The organism is Phenylobacterium ferrooxidans, assembly GCF_042714595.1.
GTDB lineage: Bacteria > Pseudomonadota > Alphaproteobacteria > Caulobacterales > Caulobacteraceae > Phenylobacterium > Phenylobacterium ferrooxidans.
Genome location: NZ_JAOTJD010000035.1, coordinates 1 through 22,506, shown reverse-complemented (window position 1 = coordinate 22,506; position 22,506 = coordinate 1). Strand labels below are relative to the sequence as shown.

The window sequence follows — 22,506 nt, the reverse complement described above, 5'->3', positions numbered from 1 at the left end:
TGTTATAAAGGTGCTGGGTCATAAGGCCGCAGCAGAGGGCAATGAGAGGGCTCTGATATGAAATTCAAACTCCTGGCGGGAGCCGCCCTGGCTGCGGTATTCGCCGCGTCCGGCGCTTCCGCGCAAGAAGGCTGGTACGGCGCCATCGATCTTGGCTACCACTGGCCCGAAGGCATCGAGGCCACCTCGTCGAACAACGCGCTCAACGCGGCTCCCTATTCCTGGACCTTCAACCAGGAAGAAGATTGGGCTGGGTTCGCTCGTCTCGGCTATCAGCTGAACGACCACTGGCGCGTCGAACTCGAAGGCGGCTACCGTCCCGGCGACATCAAGTCGATCCGCGGCGGCGCCGGCAATTCGATCCTCGGCCTCTGCACCCCCGGCGTTCTGCGGACCGTCGCTGCGGCGACCTGCGGCTCGCCGACCGGCTCCATCGAGTCGTGGACCGTCATGGGCAACGTGCTCTATGACTTCGCTCCCGGCGCGATGATCAACCCCTTCGTCGGGGCCGGCGTTGGTATCAATCACGTCAAGCTCGACACGGTTGGCCAATTCTCGACCGTGACCGGCGCGATCACCGCCGCCAACCCCGCCATCCAGAACCTGACCATCGATGACGACGATACGGCGCTCGCCTATCAACTGATCGCCGGTCTGGCCTGGCAGGCGACCGACAACCTCGACGTCGACCTGACCTACCGTTGGCTCGGTGGTTCGGACCTCGACTTCGCGTCGACCGGTTCCGGCGCCCTGCAACCCGGCGTGTTCTCCGGCGAATACCGCGACCAGTCGGTGACGATCGGCCTGCGTTACTCCTTCGCTTCGCCGCCGCCGCCCCCGCCGCCCCCGCCGCCCCCGCCCCCGCCGCCTCCCCCGCCCCCGCCTCCTCCGCCCCCGCCGGCGTATGAAGCCAGGCAATTCATCGTCTACTTCCCGTTCGATCAGTACGTCCTGACGCCGGAAGCCCAGACGGTGGTTTCGGAAGCCGCGAACTACGCCAACGGCGGCCGTGCGACCCAAGTGGTCGTCGTCGGTCACACCGACTCCTCCGGTTCGCCGGCCTACAACGTCCGCCTGTCGGAACGTCGGGCCAAGGCCGTGGCTGACGCGCTCGTCGGTCAAGGCGTCGGCGCCGGCTCGCTGCAAGTCGATTGGAAGGGCGAAACCATGCTCGCCGTTCCCACCGGCGACGGCGTGAAGGAACCGCTGAACCGCCGTTCGACGATCGACATCAACTTCTAAGATATCGATCTCGGCGGTTCGCCGAACTAAGCGAGGGGCCCGGTCGCAAGACCGGGCCCTTTTGCTATGGGGCCTGGGCCAGTTGGCCTGGCCGCCTGCGCTCAGGCCTCGCGCGGTCAACTTTCCGCGCCTGCCTTGTATTTCCCGCAACGATTTTGCATTTTCAGGCCCTGAATGAGGGCCGGGCATGTCTTTCGACGATCTCGATCGGGATAAATTTGTTGATGAACGTCAGGCGGTCACCGCTCTGATCGCCAGCCGGCCCCTCAGCGTCGAGGATCGCGAGGAGGTTCGCCAGGAGGCCGAGGCCCTGGTGCGCTTCGCCCGCAAGGGGGCGGCCAAGCAAGGGGTCGTCGAGAGCTTCCTGCAGGAGTTCTCCCTTTCCACCCGGGAGGGCCTGGCTCTGATGTGCCTGGCTGAGGCCCTGCTGCGCACCCCCGACGAGGGGACCCGGGATCGGCTGATCGCCGAGAAGATCGCCTCGGCCGACTGGGCGAGCCACTTGGGCCGCTCCGACAGCCTGCTGGTCAACGCCTCGACCTGGAGCCTGATGCTCACGGGCAAGCTGATCGATCCCGACGAGGAGGCGCGCGCCGACCTGCCGGGCTTCATTCGTCGGCTGGCCGGACGCCTGGGCGAGCCGGTCATCCGCCAGGCCGTCGGCGCGGCGGTCAAGATCATGGGCGAACAATTCGTCCTGGGCCGGACCATCGACCAGGCCATCAAGCGCGCGGCGGCTGACGGCTTCGTCTGTTCCTTCGACATGCTGGGGGAGGGGGCCCGCACCACGGCCGACGCCGACAAATATGAGAAGGCCTATGCGGACGCGCTCACCGTGGTGGGCAGGCGCGCGAGGGGCGAAGGGCCGGAGGCCGGCCACGGCGTCTCGGTAAAGCTCTCGGCTCTGTCGCCGCGCTATGAGGCGCGCCAGGAAGATCGGGTGTGGGCCGACCTCTATCCGCGCATCCTGCGTCTGACCAGGATCGCCGCCGAGGCCAACATCAACCTGACCCTCGACGCCGAGGAGGCCGACCGGCTGGTCATCTCACTGAAGCTGCTGGAGCGCCTGGCCGGGGAGCCGGAGCTCGGGACCTGGAAGGGGCTCGGCCTCGCCGTTCAGGCCTATCAGAAGCGGAGCCCCCAGACCGTCGCCGCCGTCGCCGATATCGCCCGAGCCACGGGTCGCCGCCTGATGGTGCGCCTCGTGAAGGGCGCCTACTGGGATTCCGAGATCAAGCGCGCCCAGGTGGGCGGGCTGCCGGGCTATCCCGTCTACACCACCAAGGCAGCCACCGACCTGTCCTATCTCGCCTGCGCCCGGGTGTTGTTGGCGGCCGCCCCGGCCCTGTATCCGCAGTTCGCCACCCACAACGCCCACACCCTGGCCGCCGTGCGCCAGATGGCGCGGCAGGCCAATGTGGAGCCCGAGTTCCAGCGCCTGCACGGCATGGGCGAGGCCCTCTACGCCGGGGCGGCAGACCGCTACGGCCCCCTGAAGCTGCGGGTCTACGCCCCGGTCGGCGGGCACGAGGACCTGCTGCCCTATCTGGTGCGCCGCCTGCTGGAGAATGGCGCCAACACCTCCTTCGTCCACGCCTTGCTGGACGAGAAGACACCGGTGTCGATGGTGGTCGGCGATCCCGTCGGCGCCGTTGAGGCTGCCGGCGGCGCCCCGCACCCGCGCATTCCGCTGCCGGCAGACCTCTATGGTTCGGCGCGAAAGAACTCGACCGGGGTCGACCTCTCCATCGCAGCGGACCGCGATCGTCTGACCGCCGCCGTGGCGGACCTCGACTTCCTTACCAGCCGCCCCCTTGTGGCGGGCAAGGAGACCGGGACCGGGGCCAGCACGCCACGCATCTCGCCTGGCGACCGTCGACGGACCATTGGCCAAACCTGGGATGCCGGCGACGTGGATATCGGCCAGGCCTTCGCCGCCGCCAAGGCGGCCCAGCCGGCCTGGGACGCCCGGGGCGGCCACGGTCGGGCCCAGGTCCTGAGGGCCATGGCCGACGTCCTGGAAACCCACCGCGACCGCCTTACCGCCATCTGCACTGTGGAAGCCGGCAAAACCTATGGCGACGGCGTGGCGGAGGTTCGCGAAGCCGCCGATTTCTGCCGCTACTACGCCCATCTGGCCGAAAGGCAGTTCTCAGGCCCGGAGACCCTGAAGGGGCCCGTGGGGGAGGTGAATCAGCTCTCCCTGCACGGCCGTGGCGTATTCGCCTGCATCAGTCCCTGGAACTTCCCCCTGGCCATCTTCACCGGCCAGATCGCCGCGGCTCTGGCCGCCGGCAACACTGTGGTGGCCAAGCCGGCCGAACAGACCCCGCTGATCGCCGCCGAGGCCGTGAGGCTCTTCCACAAGGCCGGCCTCCCGGCCGATGTGCTCCATCTGCTGCCCGGCGACGGCGCGGTCGTCGGCGCGGCCCTCGTCGCCCACCCCGCCTGCGCCGGCGTCGCCTTCACCGGAGGGGTCGACACAGCCTGGGCGATCAACCGGACGCTGGCGGCGAGACCCGGCCCCATCGTGCCCCTTATCGCCGAGACCGGCGGCCTGAACGCCATGTTCGTGGACGCCACCGCCCTGCGCGAACAGGTGATCGATGACGTCATCAACTCGGCCTTCGGCTCCGCGGGCCAGCGTTGCTCAGCCCTGCGCATCCTGTTTGTCCCGCGCGAGACCGCTGACCAACTCATCGAGGGTCTAGCCGGGGCCATGGACGCCCTGGTGCTGAGTGATCCCGCTGATCCGCGCACGGACATCGGCCCGGTGATCGACGCGGAGGCGCGTGGCGTCCTGGAAGCTCACCTGGCCCGCCTGACTCAGGAGGCCAAGGTGCTGCGCCGGATGAAGGCGCCCGACAGCGGGGTCTTCTTCGCGCCGACCCTGGCGGAAATCCCGTCCTCGGCCTTTCTGCAGAAGGAGGTCTTCGGGCCGGTGCTTCACGTCGTTCGCTACGACGCCGCCAGGTTGGAGGCGGCCGCTGGGCCCCTGGCGGAGACCGGCTATGGCCTGACGCTGGGCGTCCACAGCCGAATCGAGGGCTTCGCCGACCAGGTCCGCGCCGCGGTTCCCGCCGGCAATTTCTATGTGAACCGCTCCATGATCGGCGCCGTGGTGGGCGTTCAGCCCTTTGGCGGTGAGGGGCTTTCGGGGACCGGCCCCAAGGCCGGCGGCCCGCACGCCCTGTTACGCTACGCCGTGGAGCGGGCGGTCAGCGTCAATATCGCCGCGCAAGGCGGCGATCCGGCGCTCTTGAACCTCAACCCTTGATACGCGTTCCCCGCCCAAGCCTTTGGGCTGGGGGACTGTGATGACGCATCAACAGGCGTTGGCCTTTGGGCTGGTCGTGGTCACGATCGGCGCGTTCGTCTGGGGCCGGTTCCGGTATGACGTGATCGCGCTGGTCTCGCTGCTGGCCGGCGTGCTGCTTGGGGTTGTGCCGGCTGCGAAAGCCTTCGATGGCTTCTCCAACGACATCACGGTGATCATCGCCAGCGCCCTGGTGGTGAGCGCCGCCTTCGCGCGCTCGGGCATCATCGAGGCCGCGCTGCGGCCCCTGCTCCCCTACCTGAAGACCGAGCGCAGCCAGGTCCCGGTGCTGACCGCCGCTGTGACCCTGCTGTCCACCGCCACCAAGAACGTCGGGGCCCTGGCCATCATGATGCCGGTGGCGCTCCAGGTGGCGCGTCGCACGGGGACCTCACCTGGCCGCCTGCTGATGCCGATGTCCTTCGGCGCCCTGCTGGGCGGTCTGGTGACCCTGGTGGGCACGGCCCCCAACATCATTGTCTCCCAGGTGCGCGAGGACATCCTGGGCAAGCCCTTCGGCATGTATGACTACGCGCCCGTCGGCCTGGCCCTGGCGGCCATGGGCATCCTGTTCCTATCCTTCGCGTATCGCATGCTGCCCAAGGGGCGCACGCCGGCCACCAATATTGACGCGGCTCTGGCCGCCAACGCCTATTTCACCGAGGTCAAGGTTCCCGACGACTGGACCTTCGAGAAGAACCGCGTCGCCGACTTCAACCACATGGCCCACAACGAGGTTCGGGTGATGGCCCTGCTCCGGGCCGGCAAGCGCAAGTCCCAGCCTCACCCCAACACCAAGATACTCCCCGGCGACACCCTGCTGCTGGAGGGCGAGCCCCACGGCCTGGACGATCTGATCACCCGGGCGAAACTCAAGCTCACCCGGGCCGACAAGCCCCTCTCCATGGGGGAGCCCACCGAGGAGGTGCGTGTCGTGGAAGCGGTGGTGGGCTCTGAGTCGGGCCTGATCGGCGAGACTGCCCTACGGTCCGATCTGCACGGCCGGCACGGGGTCAACCTGCTGGCGGTCAGCCGCTCGGGTTTCCGCCTCAGCCAGCACCTGAACCGGGTCCGCCTCCGGGCCGGCGACGTCATTGTCCTGCAGGGGGGCGAGCGCAGCCTGCCGGCCGCGCTGACGGCCCTGGGCCTGCTGCCGCTGGCGGAGCGGGAGGTGCGGCTGGGGGGCATCCGTCATGCCCTGGCCCCGGCGATCATCCTGGCCGCCGCCATGATCCTGGTGGCTTTCCAGGTGCTCCCCGTGGCCATCGCCTTCTTCGGCGCGGCCGTGGTGATGATCGCCATCGGCTCGATCCGCATGCGTGAGGCCTATTCGGCCCTCGACGGGCCAGTGCTGGTGCTGATCGCCGCATTGATACCGGTGTCGGAAGCCATTCAGACCACCGGGGGCGCAGACCTGATCGGCGGCTGGCTGTCGATGGCCTTCCAGGGACAGGCGCCCATGCTGGCGCTCGCCGCCATCATGGGAGTGGCCATGGCCGCCACGCCCTTCCTGAACAACGCCGCGACCGTGCTGATTGTCGCCCCGGTGGGCGCGGCCCTGGCCCTGAAGCTGGGCTTGAATCCTGACCCGTTCCTGATGGCCGTCGCCGTGGGGGCGGCCTGCGACTTCCTCACCCCCATCGGTCACCAGTGCAACACCCTGGTGATGGGCCCAGGGGGCTACAAGTTCAGCGACTACCCCCGGCTGGGGGCGCCGCTGACCCTGCTGGTCCTGGTGGTAGGGACACCGCTGATCGCCCGGGTCTGGCCCCTGGTCCGAGGCTAGCCCCAGATCAGGATCCATAGGCCGATGGCGGCGAAGGAGGCCGCCGCGGCGATGCGGATCGCCTTGAGCGGCAGCCTGGTGGCCGCCACGTCGCCAAGGAACACCGCCGGGGTGTTGGCGAGCATCATGCCAAGGGTCGTGCCAAGGGACACCAGCACGACGTCATGGAATCGCGCGCCCAGGGCCACGGTCGCCACCTGGGTCTTGTCGCCCATCTCCACGAAGAAGAAGGCCACCAGGGTGGTCCAGAAGATCGATGCGCCGGCCCGGTCGCGCGGGGCGTCCTTGTCCTCGAACTTGTCGGGGATCAGCGCCCAGCCGGCGAAGGCGATGAAGGCCAGGCCCAGCACCCACTTCATCCAGGGGCCGTCAAAGAAGGCGCCGGCCACCGAGCCGACGGCGGCCGCCAGGGCGTGGTTGCCGATGGTGGCCACCAGGATTCCCAGCAGGATGGGGACGGGTTTGCGGAATCGCGCGGCCAGCAGGATGGCCAGCAGTTGAGTCTTGTCGCCGATTTCGGCGATGGCCACGAGGCCGGTCGAAACGAGGAAGGCTTCCATTGAAAACAGGCGTCCGGGCGGGGTCAGGCACAACCAATGGCTTTCCGCGCCGCCGACCCCGCAAAAGATCAGCGCACGAAAGCCAAAGGTCTCGCCAAGCTCAATCGCCGGACGCGCCATGCTCGGGGCGGGAAAACCCTCTGCAAGTCTGTTGACGCGTCCCCTGCTGGAACCGCAGGCGGCTACTCCCCAGTGACGGCGTGGGGATAGGTCGCAGGGCGTCCGGGCGCAAGTCGAAAACGGCGCGCGCGGCGGGCGAGGTCATTTGTCACACTGTCGTGAGCAATCGTCCCCAGGCGCCTCGGAAAGCCTTGCCCATCAATCGCCGGAGGGCGAGGTTAAGACCTCGTTAACGAAAAAGCCTGGGGACGCGTCCATTCCCCCCGTTGACGAGTCATTAGCATCAGCCCCCATATGCTGCGTGTCTGGGGCAGGCGACCACTAGATGTAGGGCTTGCCGTGTTGGGGCGGTTCTTAGACCGAAGCGCCTGATAGTTATGGATTTTGAAACATGAGCAGCAGTGAAGCGGTTTTGCGGACGGCCTCGGAAGCCAGCACGGTGGCCCCGGAGCGGGCCGATCGACCGCAGCTGCAGCTGGTCCGCAAGGTGGAGGTGGACCGCTCGCGCGACGCCCTGCTGACCGACTTCGGCAAGACCACCTTGGAAGACCGCTACCTGCTGCAGGGCGAGTCCTACCAGGACATGTTCGCCCGCGTCGCCACGGCATATGCCGACGACGCCGACCACGCCCAGCGGGTCTATGACTACATTTCGAACCTCTGGTTCATGCCTTCCACCCCGGTGCTCTCCAACGGCGGCGCCGACCGCGGCCTGCCGATCTCCTGCTTCCTCAACGCCGTCGGCGATTCGCTGGAAGGCATCCAGGGCGTCTGGAACGAGAACGTGGCCCTGGCCTCAAACGGCGGCGGCATCGGCACCTATTGGGGCGGCGTCCGCTCCATCGGCGAGAAGGTGAAGGGCGCGGGCCAGACCAGCGGCATCATCCCCTTCATCCGCGTGATGGACAGCCTCACCCTGGCCATCAGCCAGGGCTCCCTGCGCCGTGGCTCGGCGGCGGTGTATCTGGATATCCACCACCCGGAGATCGAGGAGTTCCTGGAGATCCGGAAGCCCTCGGGCGACTTCAACCGCAAGTCCCTGAACCTGCACCACGGCATCTCCATCAGCGACGCCTTCATGGAAGCCGTCCGCGACGGCGAGCTGTTTGGCCTGCGCTCGCCCAAGACCGGCGAGGTGGTCAAGGAAGTCGACGCCCGCAGCCTGTGGCAGAAGATCCTGGAGATCCGCCTGCAGACCGGCGAGCCCTATCTGATCTTCGCCGACACCGTGAACCGCTCCATGCCGCAGCATCAGCGCGACCTCGGCCTGAAGGTCCGGCAGTCGAACCTGTGCTCCGAGATCATGCTGCACACCGGCCCCGACCACCTGGGCGCCGAACGCACCGCAGTCTGCTGCCTCTCCTCGGTCAACGCCGAGAAGTTCCTGGAGTGGCGCGACCACCCGACGTTCATCGAAGACATCATGCGCTTCCTGGACAACGTCCTGCAGGACTTCATCAACCGCGCCCCGCCGGAGATGAAGAACGCCGTCTACGCCGCCATCCGCGAGCGGTCGGTGGGTCTGGGCCTGATGGGCTTCCACACCCTGCTCCAGGCCCAGAACGTGCCTTTCGAGAGCGCGCTCGCCAAGTCCTGGAACATGCGCCTCTTCAAGCACCTGCGTCGCCAGTGCGACGCGGCGTCCCGCACCCTGGCCGCCGAGCGCGGTCCCTGCCCGGACGCTGCCGACGCAGGCGTCATGGAACGCTTCAGCCACAAGCTGGCCATCGCGCCGACTGCTTCGATCTCCATCATCTGCGGCGGCACCAGCGCCGGAATCGAGCCGATCCCGGCCAATATCTACAGCCACAAGACTCTGTCGGGCACGTTTGCGGTGAAGAACCCCTATCTGGAGCGCCTGCTCGAGGAAAAGGGCCAGAACACCGCCGCGACCTGGGACTCCATCCTCGAGAACGAGGGCTCGGTCCAGCACCTGGACTTCCTCAGCCAGGACGACAAGGACGTCTATAAGACCGCCTTCGAACTGGATCAGCGCTGGGTCGTGGAACTGGCCGCCGACCGGACGCCCGACATCTGCCAATCCCAGTCGGTGAACATCTTCCTGGCCGGCGACGTGGATAAGTGGGACCTGCACATGCTGCACTGGCAGGCCTGGGAACGGGGCTGCAAGTCGCTCTACTACCTGCGTTCCAAGTCGGTGCAGCGGGCGGCCCACGCCGGGGGCGAAGGCCTGGTGATGATCGACCAGGGACCCTCGGAAAAGACAGACTACGACGAGTGCCTCGCCTGCCAGTAGAACCCTGGCGCCAAACTCGGGTAGCTGCGTTATCGTTAAGGAACTAACGGCGCACATCTGGGGTGGGTATGCGGTTTCTGGCGGTCACGGCGGTGATGATCGGGTGCGCGGCGACCACCGCCGCGCTCGGCGCCGCCGTCTTCCCAGCGCCACAGGTGGAAACCTCTCCGGGGGACCAGGTCTTCCAGGAGCACTGGCAGGACCTCAGGTCCGCCGTCTTCGCCAGCACGGCGGCGGTCGCCGCCGACTTCAGCCAACAGACTCCAGCCCCCGCGACGGTGGACCGGCCTATTGTGGAGGCTGGGCTTGAACCGGCCTTCAGTCAGCCCGCCTATACGGGCACGGCCCTGGACCGCACCAACCCCCTGACAGCCGAGACCTATGTGCCCGGCGAGGGGGTCGCCCGCTGGAAGGTCAGCGAAATGGCCTTCGCTCGCCCCGCCCTCGGCGCCGTGGACGCCCTGCGGATCTCGGTTGGCCAGATCGCCCGCACGCCAGGCGCGCTTCCGCCCCGGCCGGGCCAGGCGGTCTCCACCGATACCGACGCCTATGCTGTCAGCTACACACGGGGTTGGCCCAATCTCTGGGCGGCCGCCGCCGGCGATTTCGACCTGGACTTCACACCCCACGCGGGGGTGGGAATCTCCAACGCCGGCGGCGAAGCCGAGGCCGGCGCCGTGGTGCGCCTGCGCAGGAAGGCCGAAGGCTGGGCCAACAGCCTGGGCGTCCGCGATGGCGCCCGGTTCGGCGACGAAGGCCGCTGGTACCTGTTCGCCGCCGCCAGCGGCCGGGCGGTGGGCCTGAATGTCCAGCGCACCAATGGCGACTGGGGCGCCCGGGGCCTGTCCACCGACACCTCCAGCGCCTTGATCAACGACATCCAGGCAGGTGTTGGCTGGCGCAAGGGGTCTGTCCAGGCGTCCCTGGCCTGGATGCGGCGCAAGGTGAAGGCGGCTCACACGCTCATGGGTTGGGACCATCGCGACGACTCGATGGTCGCGGTCACCATGTCCATCAAGCCGAGGCGCTGATCTTGAAGGGAAAGATGCAATCAGCGGGGGTGCGACGGTTAAGCATGGGAACCGAATTTCCCGTTGCGCTCTTCTCCAGGCGTGGAAGGATGTCGGCAGGCCGCACGCTTGGCGACGTGGCAAGGGGAGAAGGCCTCATGAGGTCGATGGCTGGGCTGGCCACCGTCTTCGGGATTTGTGGGATGGGCGCGACGAGCGCCTTCGCGCAGTCGACACCGCTCACCCTGGATTCCGACGCCGCGCAGTTGATGAGCGCGGCCTTCCAAATCAGAACTTTCACGCCGCACGGCGACAGTAACGACCCCATCGGCAATCTCCTGGATCGTGAGACCTACGGTCCGAACGGCCCCGTGCGCTGGGACAACAGCCAAATCACCTTGGCCGACAACGGCGTGGCGGTGGATTCGCTCAGGCTCTCGGTGGGCGGCGCCATGCATTCGCCCGGTGGCCTGCCGATCAATGTCGATCACGCGCAATTCCAGGCCCAGGCCTATGAGATCGCCGTCACCCGCGACTGGCCCGACGCCGTCAGCTTCGCCACCGCGCGCTATGATGTCTCGGTGACGCCCCATGCGGGCCTTGGCATGTCCAGCGTCGGCGGCTCGGCCGAGGCCGGGGCCATGCTGACCCTTGGCCAGAAGGCGTCCGACGGCCTGAAGTCCCGCCTGGGCGCCATGGGCGTCCGGGACGGTTCCGCGTTCGGGAACGAGGGCCGCTGGTATCTGTTCGCCGCGGCCAGCGGGCGCGCGGTGGGTCTGAACATGCAGCGCAACAACGGCGACTGGAACGGCGCCGGCTGGTCCACCGATCCCTCCAGCGCCCTGATCGGCGACGCCCAGCTCGGCGTCGGCTGGCGGAAGGGCTCGATGCAGACCTCCTTCGGCTACATCCACCGTGAGGTGAAGGGTCAGCACATGGTGTGGGGCCAGGAGACCAAGGACGACTCGATGGTGGCCTTCTCGCTGTCCATCAAGCCGCGCCACTAGCCTCCGGCGTCAGCCCTCCCAGCCCTCGTGGAAGCCCATGCGGTCCTTCCACAGAGCATGGAGCCGCGGGTCGATATCCACCCGGCGCACCACCTCGCCCATCTTCGGCGCAACCTCGTAGAACCGGCTCCGCCGCGGTCGGAAACGCGAGACCGCGGCGACATAGAGGTCCAGCACGCTCAGATCGTCCCCCAGGATGTAGCGTCCCGGCTCCACCTGACTGTCCATGATCCCCCAGCAGTCGGAGATGCGGTTCAAAACCCGTTCCTCCAGGGCCGAGTGACCGGCCGGATCCGGGACCAGGCGCGCGGGATCGTCCTTCACCCAATAGAGGGAGTAGATCGCCGAGGAGACAAAGGTCATCCAGCGCAAGAACTGGGTTCGCTTCGAATCGCCCGGGGGCGGGGCCAGCCGGCCCTGAGGATAGGTCTCGGCCAGCCAGATCAGGATCGCTGCGCTCTCGGTGATGGTCTCGCCAGACGGCAGCACCAGGGCCGGAACTTGGCGCATGGGATTGGCCTTCAACACCTGGTCGCCGCTGGCCGGGTCGTCGTGGTCCCAGGTGTAGGCGTCGACCAGACTGTAGGGGACTTCAAGAAGGGTCAGGGTGGCCTCGACGGGGACCGCGCCCGAACCCCGCGCGCCATAGAGGGTGATGCCGTTGGCCACTGTCTATCCCCATGCAATTCACAACATCTTGGGTGGGTGCGTTAACTCGCCGCTAGATGTTGTCGTGGATCGATGGCTAAAGTTAATCCGATAACGCCCCGTCCGTCGATTCCGCCAGTTGGAAAGTCCGCCTGTGACCGCCTCTAAAATTGCTCTGCCGGGCCTGCTCACCCCCTCCTACGCCTACAAGCCCTTCCGCTATCCGTGGGCCTATGAGTTCTGGAAAAAGCAGCAGCAGGTCCACTGGATGCCGGAAGAGGTCCCGCTCGGCGAGGACTGCAAGGACTGGGCGACCAAGCTCAACGACCGTGAGCGGAACCTGCTGACCCAGATCTTCCGCTTCTTCACCCAGTCGGACGTCGAGGTGAACGACAACTACATGGAGCGCTATTCCCGCGTCTTCAAACCGACCGAAGTGAAGATGATGATGTCGGCCTTCTCCAACATGGAGACGATCCACATCGCGGCCTACGCCCTGCTGCTCGAAACCATCGGCATGCCCGACAGTGAGTTCACCGCCTTCCTGGATTACCAGGAGATGCGCGACAAGCACGACTACATGCAGAAATTCGGCGTCGAGACGAACGCTGACATCGCCCGGACGCTGGCCATGTTCGGCGGCTTCACCGAGGGCCTGCAGCTGTTCGCCAGCTTCGCCATGCTGATGAACTTCCCGCGCCACAACAAGATGAAGGGCATGGGCCAGATCGTCTCTTGGTCAGTGCGCGACGAAAGCCTGCACTGCGAAGGCATCATCAAGCTCTACCACGCCTTCAACGCCGAGACCGGCGTGGTCACCAAGAGCGTGGCCGACGACATCATCGATTGCTGCAAGACGGTGGTGGGCCTGGAGGACAAGTTCATCGACCTGGCCTTCTCCGCCGGCGAGGTCCAGGGCATGACCCCGGACGACATCAAGGCCTATATCCGCTTCATCGCCGACTGGCGCCTGCGCCAGCTGCACCTGCCCGAAGTGTTCGGCGGGGTGAAGGAAAACCCGCTGCCCTGGCTCCAGTCCATGCTGTCGGGGGTGGAGCACGCCAACTTCTTCGAGGCCCGCTCGACGGAATATTCCAAGGCCGCCACCAAGGGCCAATGGCACGGTGACGCCGGGGTCTGGGCCGAGTTCGACCGCAGCCTGTCGCGTCGCAGCGAGAACGTGCCGGCCGAATAGGGGCTCAGGCGGGCCTTACCACGGCGACGTGCAACTAGGTCCGCTCCTCATTCTCATAGCTGTGGCCCAGGCCCTGACGGATCGTGAGGCCCGCCCAGGGTCCGGCCTGGCCGTAGGCGGCCCGCAGGTCGGCCTCCGACGGGAAGTTGAAGTAACGTCCCAGGGTGTCGCGGCCACCGCCCTCGCCGGCCTTGTAACTCGCATGGAAGATCCCGCCCGGCTTCAGGGCCCGGCGCACGCGGGCGAGCACCTGCGGCAGGCCCGGCGTGGGCACGTGCAGCAGGGTGGCGTTGGCCCAGATCGCGTCGAAGGCCGCCTCGTCCTCGATGTCCTCGAAGAGCTGGACCCGGACCGGCCGCCCCAGCCTGGCGCTGGCGATCTCCGCCAAACCCCTCGACCCATCGAGAGGCGTCACCTCGAACCCCTCCGCCAGCATCACCTCACTGTCCTGACCGCCCCCGCAGCCGAGGTCGAGAACATGGGCGCCGGCCGGCAAGGCCGCCAGGAAGTCGGTGAGCCGCTGGGAGACCTTGGGCAATCGCCGCCCCGCATAGGCCGCAGCGTCCCGGTCATAGAAGGCCAGCGTCTCCGGGTCGTGGGTTTCATCTCCCATCGCCTGTGCTTTCCCCTCCGTGGATCGACCTTGCCACCTCGACCGTTCAGGCCGTGACATCAAAACAAGCGGAGCGCGTCATGAGCAAGGTTGTCTACGAGATCGTCGAACATGACGGCGGTTGGGCCTACCGGTCAGACGGGGTCTACTCCGAGACCTTCCCCAGCCATGACGCCGCTCGCGCCGCCGCCATCCGCGTGGCCCGCGAGCAGAAGGTCCCCGGAACCGACGCGGCCATCTCTTTTGAGACCGCCGACGGCAAGTGGCACGAAGAGCAGGTGGACGGCCATGATCGGCCGACCACCGAGGTCAAGGGCTAGCTCCAGGGACCCCGTTCGGCGGGGGTTACCGGCACCGCCGTGCCCGAGCGACGTGGGCCGCCGCTGATCGTCGGCGCCCGGCCGGCCAGCTTCATCAGTTCGGCCACCCGGTTCTGCGTCGCCGGGTGGGTGGAGAACAGGTTGTCCGCTCCTTGGCCCGACAGGGGGTTGATGATGAACATGTGGCTGGTGGCGGGATTGCGCTCGGCCTGATGGTTGACCATGCCGCCGCGGGCGTAGGCGTCGATCTTCTGCAGGGCCGAGGCCAGCGCCTCCGGCTCGCCGCTGATCTCCGCCCCGTCGGCGTCGGCGCTGTACTCCCGGTGGCGGCTGATGGCCATCTGCACCAGGGCCGCGGCGATGGGCGCTAGGATGGCGATGGCGATGACGCCGAGGATCCCGCCTGGCCGGTCGCGGTCATTGCCTTGGAAGAAGAAGGCGAAGTTGGCGAGCGCCGCAATGGCCCCGGCGATGGTGGCCGTGACGGTCATCGTCAGGGTGTCGCGGTTCTTCACGTGGGCCAGTTCGTGGGCCATCACGCCGCGGATTTCCCGGCGGTCCAGCATGCGCAGCAGGCCAAGGTTGGCGGCCACGGCGGCGTGTTCCGGGTCTCGCCCGGTGGCGAAGGCGTTCGGCTGGTCGGAGTCGATCAGATAGACCTTCGGCCGCGGCATCCCGGCGCCGTCGGCCAGGGCGTGGACGTCGGCGGCGAAGTTGGCGATCAGCCGGTCGGGATGGCTCTCGTCGACCTCCTTCGCGCCGTACATCCGCAGCACGATCTTGTCGGCGTTCCAGTAGCTGATGGCGTTCATCGCCACTGCCAGGGCCAGCGCGATGGCCATGCCCCCGGCGCCGCCGATGAGATAGCCGGCGCCGACGAAGAGGGCGGTCATCGCCGCCAGCAGCATGAAGGTTCGAAGGTGGTTGTGCATGGGTCTCTTGGGGCCGTTGTGGTCCCAGAAGATATGGGGTGGCGTCAGCCGGGAGGCTAGACCGCCCGGCGCAACCGGGCCGGTGCGACAGCGGGGAGCGGCCCCGACATCGCCGCACTCTCGCGAAGCCGCGCCTCCACCGCCTCGGCAGGCATGGGACGGGCGAACAGGAAGCCCTGCAAGCGGTCGCAGCCGGCGGCGCGCAGGAACAGGGCCTGGGCCTCGTCCTCCACCCCCTCGGCGACGATGCGGATGTCCAGGGACGTGGCGGCCTGCAGCATGGAGCGCACCAGCTTGGACACGCGCGGCTCGCGGCCGACGTCGCCAATCAAGGACTGATCCAGCTTCACGGTGTGGATCGGCAGCTGCATCAGGGCGCGCAGGTTGGAATAGCCGGTGCCGAAGTCGTCCAGGGCGACGCGGATGCCGCAGGAGGCCAGCCGCTCGATGTGGCGCCGCGCCAGATCCAGGTCGTCCACCAGGAAGGTCTCGGTGATCTCGACCGTCAGCGCCGTCGCGGGCAGGTCGGTGGCGCGCAGGCGGCGGATCAGGTTGCGGGAGAAGGACGGGTCCAGCAGCTCCCGGGGCGATACGTTGCAGGAGATGGTGTCGATCAGGCCCTGCGCCACCCACGGAGCGGCGCGCTGGCAGGCGGCGGCGAACACAGCGGCGTCCATCTGGCCGATCAGGCCCAGTTCCTCGGCCAGCGGCACGAAGGTTCCCGGCAGCAGCAGGCCCTGCTGCGGGTGGTTCCAGCGCGACAGCACCTCGACCCCGACGATCCGGCTGTCCTGGGCGTTCACCACCGGCTGATACCAGGGGACGATCTCACCTTCCGGGATGGCGCGGCGAAGGTCGGTCTCCAGGCTGTTGCGCCGGTTGCTGGCGTCGCGCAGTTGGGTGTCGAAGACCGAGGCGCGGCGGCCGCCGCCGGCCTTGGCGCGGTAGAGGGCCATGTCGGCGAAGCGTTGCAGCTCGGTGGCGTCGACGGCGTCGTCGGGGAACACCGCCACGCCCACGGAGGCGCTCGGGGCCACCGTGCGGCCGTAGATCCAATAGGGTTGGGCGAGGGCGGCCGTGATCTGCCCGGCCCGGCCGGCGACGTCGGCCGTGGCGCTGATCAGGGCGAACTCGTCGCCGCCAAGGCGGGCCACCAGGTCTCCGGGCTGGGCCTGGGCCCTCAGCCGCATACCGATCTCGTTCAGCAACAGATCGCCGGCGTGGTGGCCCAGGGTGTCGTTCAGATGCTTGAAGCGGTCCAGATCCAGGACGAACAGGGCGACGCGGGTCGTAGTCTCATGGGCGTCCTCCAGTCGCTCGATCAGGGCCGAGGTGAAGGCGCCCCGGTTGAGCAGGCCGGTCAGGGCGTCGGTCCGCGCCAGGTGCAGGGTCAGAGAGCGCTCGGCCTCGAGCTCAGCGACCCGCACACCTAGCGCCGAGCTCATCTGTTGAAAGGCGTCGCCGGCCTGGCGCAGTTCCGCCGTGCGAATCTCGAGCAGGGCCTCGGCCTCGCGGCGTGCGTGGCGTTCCTGCTCGATCTCGTGCGTCGAGCTTTCGCTCGCCATGGTCGGCCCCCGGGAGGTCTCTCCCAGGCGTAGTTCTGACTCAGAAGCCCAGAATCGACCGTTAACGAGAGTCGACTAGGCGACCTTGGGTTCTGGCTCGGGCTCGGGGAGCTCGACCTGGTTCTCCCACTTGGCGACCACGGCGGCGGCGACGGAGTTGCCCACCACGTTGGTGGCCGAGCGGCCCATGTCCAGCAGGTGGTCAACCGCCAGGATCAGGATCAGGCCGGCCTCGGGCAGGTTGAAGTAGGAGAGCGTCGCGGCGATCACCACCAGGGAGGCGCGTGGCACGCCGGCCATGCCCTTGGAGGTCACCATCAGCAGGGCCAGCATGGTGAGCTGCTGGCCGATGGAAAGATCGATGCCGTAGGCCTGGGCGATGAACAGCACCGCGAAGGTGCAGTACATCATCGAGCCGTCGAGATTGAAGGAGTAGCCCAGGGGCAGGACGAAGCTCGCCACCTTGCGCGACACGCCCCACTTCTGCAGCTCCTCCAGGGTGCGCGGATAGGCGGCTTCCGAGGAGGCGGTGGAGAAGGCCAGCAGGGCCGGCTGGCGGATCGCGGCCACCAGCTTCATGCCGCGCGGGCCGACGATCAGGATCAGCACCGCCACCAGCAGGGCCCAGAGGATGCCCAGCGACAGGTAGAAGCCGCCGACGAAGGCCGCATAGGTGCCGAGAATTTCCAGGCCCTGGACGGCGATGGTGGAGGCCAGGGCGGCGAAGATGGCCAGCGGAGCGGTCTTCATCACATAGCCGGTGACCTTCAGCATGATGGTGGCGATCTGCTCCACCAGGGCCAGGACCGCCGGCGCCTTGTCGTCGATGGCGGCCACGGCGGTGCCGACGAAGACCGAGAAGATGACGATCTGCAGGATCTCGTTGTTGGCCATGGCCTCAACGATCGACTTGGGCACCAGGTGGGTGATGAACTCGCGCAGAGTGAACTTCGAGACATCCACGGTCGCGCCGGCCACGGCGTCCGGGTTGGGCAGGGAGAGCCCCGCGCCCGGGTGCAGCAGGTGGGACATGATCAGGCCGATGGTCAGGGAGACGATCGAGGCGGTGATGAACCAGCCCATCGCCTTGGCGCCGACCCGGCCGACGGTGGCGGCGTCCTCCATGTGGGCGATGCCGGCCACCAGGGTGGCGAACACCAGGGGGGCGATGATCATCTTGATCAGCCGCAGGAAGACGTCGGTGATGATGGAGAGGTTGGAGGCGACCTCCTTGGCCTGCTCGGGGGTCGCGTACTGGTTCACGCCCCAGCCGACGGCGACGCCCAGGATCATGGCGCCGACGATGAAGGCGGTGAACAAGCGATTCATGGCAAACCCTTAGCAGCGAACCTGTCGGGCCTTTGTCGCCGGGATGCGGCCTCGCGTCCATCCCGACGCTCGCCCTGTCTCGAAACCTTGGCCTTCTTGCGCTAAAGTGCGCCATGAACCCAGAGACCCAGGCGGCGGAGATCGTCGCCAAGCTGAGCGCCGAGTACCAGCAGACCGTCACCGCCCTGCGAGACGCGTTGAAAACCTTCCTGGCCGGGGGCCCGCCCCCCGACCCGGCGGTCCGGGCGGCCGGCGCCTTCGTCTATCCCGAGCTGCGCCTGACCTGGCCCCACGGCCAGACCTACCCCCGGCTCAGCCGCGCCTATGCCCGGCTGTCGGCGCCCGGCAACTATGCGGTGACGGTGACCCGCCCGGACCTTTTTGGCGACTACCTCCTGGAGCAGATCACCCTGCTGCTGACCGACTTCAAGGTCGAGATCAGCGTGGGCCGCTCGAGCCAGGAAATGCCGTTCCCCTATGTGCTGGACGGGGCCGTGGACATCGCCATGGCCGACATCGGATCGGCCGACATCGCCCGCTATTTCCCCACCACCGAGCTCTCCCAGATCGGCGACGAGATCGCTGACGGCTTCTGGAGCCCGGCCCTTGAGGAAGCCCGTCCGCTGGCCCTGTTCGACGGGCTGCGGACCGATTTCTCCCTGGCGCGCCTGACCCACTACACCGGGGCGCCGGCCGAGCATGTGCAGCAGTACATCCTGTTCACCAACTACCACCGCTACGTGGATGAGTTCGTCCGCTGGGGCTGCGAGCAGCTGCGGGCGCCGGGCAGCCCCTTCACCCAGCTCTCGGCCTCGGGCCGGGTGGTGGTGACGGCCGACAGCGAGAACCCCGAGCAGCAGATCGCCGACGGATCCTGGCGGCGCCACCAGATGCCGGCCTACCACCTGATGGCGCAGGGCCGGGCGGGGATCACCCTGGTGAACATCGGGGTCGGCCCCTCCAACGCCAAGACCATCACCGACCACCTGGCGGTGCTGCGGCCCCAGGCCTGGCTGATGATCGGCCACTGCGGGGGCCTGCGCGGCAGCCAGACCATCGGCGACTATGTGCTGGCCCACGCCTATCTGCGCGATGACCACGTGCTGGACGACGTCCTGCCGCCGGCCATCCCGATCCCGCCCATCGCCGAGGTGCAGGTGGCGCTGGGCAAGGCCGCCGAGCTGGTCACCGGGGAGACCGGGGAGGTGCTGAAGAAGCGGCTGCGGACCGGGACCGTGGTCACCACCGACGACCGCAACTGGGAGCTCCGCTACTCGGTCAGCGCCTTGCGGTTCAACCAATCCCGGGCCGTGGCCATCGACATGGAGAGCGCCACCATCGCCGCCCAGGGCTACAGGTTCCGGGTGCCCTACGGGACCCTGCTCTGCGTCTCCGACAAGCCCCTGCACGGGGAGATCAAGCTGCCCGGCCAGGCCAACGCCTTCTATGAGCGGGCCATCGGCCAGCATCTGCAGATCGGCATCGCCACCATGGCGCTGCTGCGCAAGGAGGGCGCCAGCCTGCATTCGCGCAAGCTGCGGAGCTTCGACGAGCCGCCGTTCCGCTGAACATGTCGGTGGCCGTGGATGGAAGAAAACGGGTTTGACGGCGGGTGGCCGCCAAGCCTTGCCCGGCAAGGAAAAACCGGCCCGCCAACTGACCAACATGTGGCAACATCCGACCGACGATGACCGACCAACCCACCGTTCCGAAGCGTCCGACGAAGCCTGATCCGATGGAGTGCTGCCGGCGCGGCTGCTATCCGTGCATCTTCGACTACTATGATACGGCGACCGAGCGCTGGGAGGCCCGGGTGCGGGCGCTGGGCCTGGACCCGGACGCGATCCCCGCCGAGGATTGATCGGCGCCGGTCAAGATTGCCTTCCGCCGGGTCGCGGCGTTAGACAAATTCCATGACCCGGCACATCGACTTCGAAGGCATCGAGAACTTCCGTGATCTGGGCGGCTACGACACCGCCTGCGGACGCGGCATGAAGGCCGGCGTGGTCTATCGCTCGGCCAATCACGGCCAGGCCACCGCCGCCGACCTGGCCAAGATGGCCGAGCTGGGCATCGCCACCATCGTGGATCTGCGCCGCCGCCGCGAGCGGGACCGGGAGCCGTCGCGGCGCTGGCCGGGCTTCGCCGGCGAGGTGATCGAGAACGACATCGAGGGCGTGGAGCAGGACTGGGCCGAGGCCATCGCGGCGGCCGAGCGGGTGGACGCCGAGTGGTTCCGGCGCGACAGCCTGGGCTTCTACCGCGAAGCCCCGCACCAGCCGCGCCATGTGGACCTGTTCCGCCGCTACTTCCGGGCGCTGGCCGAGAGCGACGGCGCCCTGGTGGTGCACTGCGCGGCGGGCAAGGACCGCACCGGCCTGGTCTGCGCCCTGACCCACCACATCGCCGGCGTCCACCGCGACGACACGCTCCACGACTACCTGATGACCAACAACGAGGCGCGGATGGCCGCGCGGACCGATTTCCTGCGGACCTATATCCTGGACCTCACCGGCAAGCATGTGGACGACGAGGCCCTGCGGCAGGCGGCCAGCGTCCACCCTGACTATCTGGACCACGGCCTGGCGGTGATCTCCGAAAGCCACGGCGGCATCGATCGGTATCTGGAGGAGGTGCTGGAGGTGGACAACGTCCTGCGCGGCAAGATCGAGGCGCGGATCCTGGGGTAGTTTTCCTCCCCTGCGCACCGAGATTCGTGGCGAAAACGCCTTCCCCTTCCTCCCCTCGCGGCCTAATCGTCGCCGGCATTTTCTTCGGGGACATCTCATGCAGAGCTTCCAGCCGCCGCGCCGCATCCTGATGGGGCCCGGCCCCTCCGACGTCAGCCCGCGCGTGCTGGCGGCCCTGGCGCGGCCGACCATCGGTCACCTGGACCCCGAGTTCCAGAACCTGATGGAGGAGATCAAGGCGGGCCTGTCGCGGCTGTTCAACGCCCAAGGCTATGCCTGTGTGCCGCTGCCGGCGCCGGGGACGGCGGGGATGGAAGCGGCGATCATGAACCTGCTGGAGCCGGGCGACCGGGCGGTGGTGGCCATCAACGGCGCCTTTGGCGGGCGCATGGCCGACATGGCCGACCGGGCCGGCGCCGAGGTGATCAAGGTCGAGTTCGAATGGGGCCAGCCGGTGGACCCGGAAAGGATCGAGGCCGCGATGGCCGGGGCGCCTGTGAAGGTGCTGGCCTTCGTCCACGCCGAGACCTCGACCGGCGCCAAGAGCGACGCCGCCGCGCTCTGCGCGCTCGCCCGCAAGTACGGCGCCCTGTCGGTGGTGGACTGCGTCACCTCGCTGGGCGGCATCACGGTGGACGCGGCGGCCTGGGACGCCGACGTCATCTATTCCGGCACCCAGAAGTGCCTCTCGGCGCCCCCTGGCCTGTCGCCGATCTGCCTGTCGCCCCGGGCCCAGGCGGCGATCTCGGGCCGCAAGACCAAGGTCCGCAACTGGCTGCTCGATTTCAATCTGCTGATGTCCTACTGGGGCGGCGAGGGCGGCCGGACCTATCACCACACGGCGCCGATCAATGCCTTGTATGGGCTGCATGAGAGCCTGGTGGCCCTGTTCGAGGAGGGCCAGCAGGCGGTGCTGGTGCGCCATGCGCGCAGCCACGAGGCCCTGGCCGCCGGGATCGAGGCCGCGGGGCTGACGTTCCTGGTGGATCCCGCCCATCGCCTGCCGCAGCTGAACGCCGTCATCGTGCCCGAGGGCGTCGATGAGGCCGCCGTGCGCGCCTATGTGCTCGCCAAGTGGGACCTGGAGATCGGGGCCGGCCTCGGCCCGTTGAAGGGCAAGATCTGGCGGATCGGGCTCATGGGCGCGTCCGCCACGGCCTGGCACGTGCGGGTCTGCCTGACGGCCCTGTGCGAGGCGCTGAACGCCCAGGGGTTCAAGGCTGACGCGGCCGCGGCGGTGGCTGCGGCGCAGGGGAAGCTCCCCTAGGCTTAGCGGTTCGACGGCCCCCTCACCCTACCCTCTCCCCCGCAAGAGGGGGAGAGGAGGGGATGGCTGGAGGTTTGCGGGTGATCTCTCCTCTCCCCCTTGGGGGAGAGGGTAGGGTGAGGGGGTCTCTCCGCCGCAATGACGCAGGATGACGTCGCAGACGTCAGAGCTGTGCTCGTAGAGTTCATGGTTCCAGAAGCGGAGCACCCGGAAGCCCTGGCTTTCGAGGAAGGCCGTGCGGCGGTCGTCATAGACGACGGCTTCTGAGTGCTGGCCGCCGTCGAGCTCGACGATGAGTTGGGCCTCTAGGCAGGTGAAGTCGGTGATGTAGCGGCCGACGGGATACTGCCGCCGCCACTTCCAGCCGCCGAGGCGACGGTTGCGGAGGGATCGCCAGAGTATGGCCTCGGCTTGCGTCTGGGTGGCGCGGAGGTCGCGGGCCCTGTCGGTCGGCGCGTCTCGGGTCATGGGAGCCGTCCCTGCTTGTGTGACGAACCTGCCAGATGTTCGTCTTTTGTTCTAGAAACTTCAGCGGTTCGACGGCCCCCTCACCCTACCCTCTCCCCCTCATTGGCAGGGGAATCGCATATGGCGTTGGAGTCGAAATCTTAGGTCGAAGCGGATTCTGCAGATGTCTCCTTGGTGTTTG

The 22,506-nt window shown here is 67.8% G+C and carries 19 protein-coding genes and 1 riboswitch; of the genes, 12 read left to right on the top strand and 7 right to left on the bottom strand.

All coding sequences use genetic code 11. The features are described from left to right. Positions 1 to 57: 57 nt before the first annotated feature. The 3 genes from OCL97_RS16575 to OCL97_RS16565 all read left to right on the top strand — a co-directional run bounded on the left by OCL97_RS16575 (position 58) and on the right by OCL97_RS16565 (position 6,344). On the top strand, positions 58 to 1,242 hold the full coding sequence (locus tag OCL97_RS16575) for an OmpA family protein (RefSeq protein WP_377370964.1): 1,185 nt from the start codon (positions 58 to 60) through the stop codon (positions 1,240 to 1,242). Between the two features lie 187 nt (positions 1,243 to 1,429). Next, a complete protein-coding gene (gene putA / locus OCL97_RS16570; RefSeq protein ID WP_377370963.1) occupies positions 1,430 to 4,519 on the top strand; it encodes a bifunctional proline dehydrogenase/L-glutamate gamma-semialdehyde dehydrogenase PutA in 3,090 nt (1,029 codons plus the stop codon). A gap of 40 nt (positions 4,520 to 4,559) precedes the next feature. After that, entirely contained in the window at positions 4,560 to 6,344 is a 1,785-nt protein-coding gene (locus OCL97_RS16565) for an SLC13 family permease (protein WP_377370962.1), read from the top strand. On the opposite strand, the gene OCL97_RS16560 is transcribed toward OCL97_RS16565, so the two are convergent. Then, the gene (locus tag OCL97_RS16560; RefSeq protein WP_305761391.1) at positions 6,341 to 6,904 is read right to left on the bottom strand and encodes a TMEM165/GDT1 family protein; all 564 of its coding nucleotides are present in this window, start codon (positions 6,902 to 6,904) and stop codon (positions 6,341 to 6,343) included. The two genes, OCL97_RS16565 and OCL97_RS16560, sit on opposite strands and share 4 nt — an antisense overlap. A gap of 17 nt (positions 6,905 to 6,921) precedes the next feature. Continuing rightward, a riboswitch (yybP-ykoY riboswitch) is annotated at positions 6,922 to 7,107 on the bottom strand. A 308-nt stretch (positions 7,108 to 7,415) separates the two neighbouring features. Here OCL97_RS16560 and OCL97_RS16555 point away from each other — a divergent pair. The 3 genes from OCL97_RS16555 to OCL97_RS16545 all read left to right on the top strand — a co-directional run bounded on the left by OCL97_RS16555 (position 7,416) and on the right by OCL97_RS16545 (position 11,298). Then, a complete protein-coding gene (locus tag OCL97_RS16555; protein ID WP_377370960.1) occupies positions 7,416 to 9,281 on the top strand; it encodes a ribonucleoside-diphosphate reductase subunit alpha in 1,866 nt (621 codons plus the stop codon). Between the two features lie 68 nt (positions 9,282 to 9,349). Continuing rightward, positions 9,350 to 10,312, top strand: coding sequence for a lipid A-modifier LpxR family protein (locus OCL97_RS16550; RefSeq protein ID WP_377370959.1), 963 nt, complete (start codon positions 9,350 to 9,352; stop codon positions 10,310 to 10,312). A gap of 137 nt (positions 10,313 to 10,449) precedes the next feature. Further along, a complete protein-coding gene (locus OCL97_RS16545) occupies positions 10,450 to 11,298 on the top strand; it encodes a lipid A-modifier LpxR family protein (protein ID WP_377370958.1) in 849 nt (282 codons plus the stop codon). A 9-nt stretch (positions 11,299 to 11,307) separates the two neighbouring features. Here the strand turns inward: OCL97_RS16545 and OCL97_RS16540 are convergent, their stop codons facing one another. Continuing rightward, positions 11,308 to 11,967 carry a glutathione S-transferase family protein gene (locus tag OCL97_RS16540; RefSeq protein ID WP_377370957.1) on the bottom strand — a complete coding sequence of 220 codons (660 nt, stop codon included), beginning with the start codon at positions 11,965 to 11,967 and terminating at the stop codon, positions 11,308 to 11,310. Between the two features lie 133 nt (positions 11,968 to 12,100). Here OCL97_RS16540 and OCL97_RS16535 point away from each other — a divergent pair, with 133 nt between their 5' ends. After that, positions 12,101 to 13,141: a ribonucleotide-diphosphate reductase subunit beta gene (locus tag OCL97_RS16535; RefSeq protein WP_377370956.1), complete on the top strand. Its 1,041-nt coding sequence runs from the start codon at positions 12,101 to 12,103 to the stop codon at positions 13,139 to 13,141. Between the two features lie 34 nt (positions 13,142 to 13,175). Here OCL97_RS16535 and OCL97_RS16530 read toward each other — a convergent pair whose 3' ends face one another. After that, complete coding sequence (locus tag OCL97_RS16530; protein ID WP_377370955.1) at positions 13,176 to 13,754, bottom strand: class I SAM-dependent methyltransferase; 579 nt, start codon at positions 13,752 to 13,754, stop codon at positions 13,176 to 13,178. Between the two features lie 80 nt (positions 13,755 to 13,834). Between OCL97_RS16530 and OCL97_RS16525 the strand changes: the two genes are divergently transcribed. Further along, positions 13,835 to 14,074, top strand: coding sequence for a DUF2188 domain-containing protein (locus tag OCL97_RS16525; protein WP_377370954.1), 240 nt, complete (start codon positions 13,835 to 13,837; stop codon positions 14,072 to 14,074). On the opposite strand, the gene htpX is transcribed toward OCL97_RS16525, so the two are convergent. The 3 genes from htpX to OCL97_RS16510 all read right to left on the bottom strand — a co-directional run bounded on the left by htpX (position 14,071) and on the right by OCL97_RS16510 (position 17,900). Next, a complete protein-coding gene (gene htpX / locus OCL97_RS16520; RefSeq protein WP_377370953.1) occupies positions 14,071 to 15,006 on the bottom strand; it encodes a zinc metalloprotease HtpX in 936 nt (311 codons plus the stop codon). The two genes, OCL97_RS16525 and htpX, sit on opposite strands and share 4 nt — an antisense overlap. A 56-nt stretch (positions 15,007 to 15,062) precedes the next feature. Continuing rightward, positions 15,063 to 16,571, bottom strand: a complete 1,509-nt coding sequence (locus OCL97_RS16515; RefSeq protein WP_377370952.1) for a putative bifunctional diguanylate cyclase/phosphodiesterase — start codon at positions 16,569 to 16,571, stop codon at positions 15,063 to 15,065. A gap of 75 nt (positions 16,572 to 16,646) precedes the next feature. Beyond that, complete coding sequence (locus tag OCL97_RS16510; RefSeq protein WP_304783923.1) at positions 16,647 to 17,900, bottom strand: dicarboxylate/amino acid:cation symporter; 1,254 nt, start codon at positions 17,898 to 17,900, stop codon at positions 16,647 to 16,649. Positions 17,901 to 18,013: 113 nt separating this feature from the next. Between OCL97_RS16510 and OCL97_RS16505 the strand changes: the two genes are divergently transcribed. The 4 genes from OCL97_RS16505 to OCL97_RS16490 all read left to right on the top strand — a co-directional run bounded on the left by OCL97_RS16505 (position 18,014) and on the right by OCL97_RS16490 (position 21,857). After that, entirely contained in the window at positions 18,014 to 19,468 is a 1,455-nt protein-coding gene (locus OCL97_RS16505) for an AMP nucleosidase (protein ID WP_304783925.1), read from the top strand. A gap of 119 nt (positions 19,469 to 19,587) precedes the next feature. Continuing rightward, positions 19,588 to 19,761, top strand: coding sequence for an oxidoreductase-like domain-containing protein (locus tag OCL97_RS16500; protein WP_304783928.1), 174 nt, complete (start codon positions 19,588 to 19,590; stop codon positions 19,759 to 19,761). A gap of 52 nt (positions 19,762 to 19,813) precedes the next feature. After that, the gene (locus OCL97_RS16495; RefSeq protein WP_377370951.1) at positions 19,814 to 20,590 is read left to right on the top strand and encodes a tyrosine-protein phosphatase; all 777 of its coding nucleotides are present in this window, start codon (positions 19,814 to 19,816) and stop codon (positions 20,588 to 20,590) included. 97 nt (positions 20,591 to 20,687) lie between these two features. Next, positions 20,688 to 21,857 (top strand): pyridoxal-phosphate-dependent aminotransferase family protein, encoded by a 1,170-nt coding sequence (locus tag OCL97_RS16490; RefSeq protein WP_377370950.1) that lies wholly within the window; start codon positions 20,688 to 20,690, stop codon positions 21,855 to 21,857. Between the two features lie 27 nt (positions 21,858 to 21,884). Here OCL97_RS16490 and OCL97_RS16485 read toward each other — a convergent pair whose 3' ends face one another. Further along, positions 21,885 to 22,325, bottom strand: a complete 441-nt coding sequence (locus OCL97_RS16485) for an endonuclease domain-containing protein (RefSeq protein ID WP_377370949.1) — start codon at positions 22,323 to 22,325, stop codon at positions 21,885 to 21,887. Positions 22,326 to 22,506 lie beyond the last annotated feature (181 nt).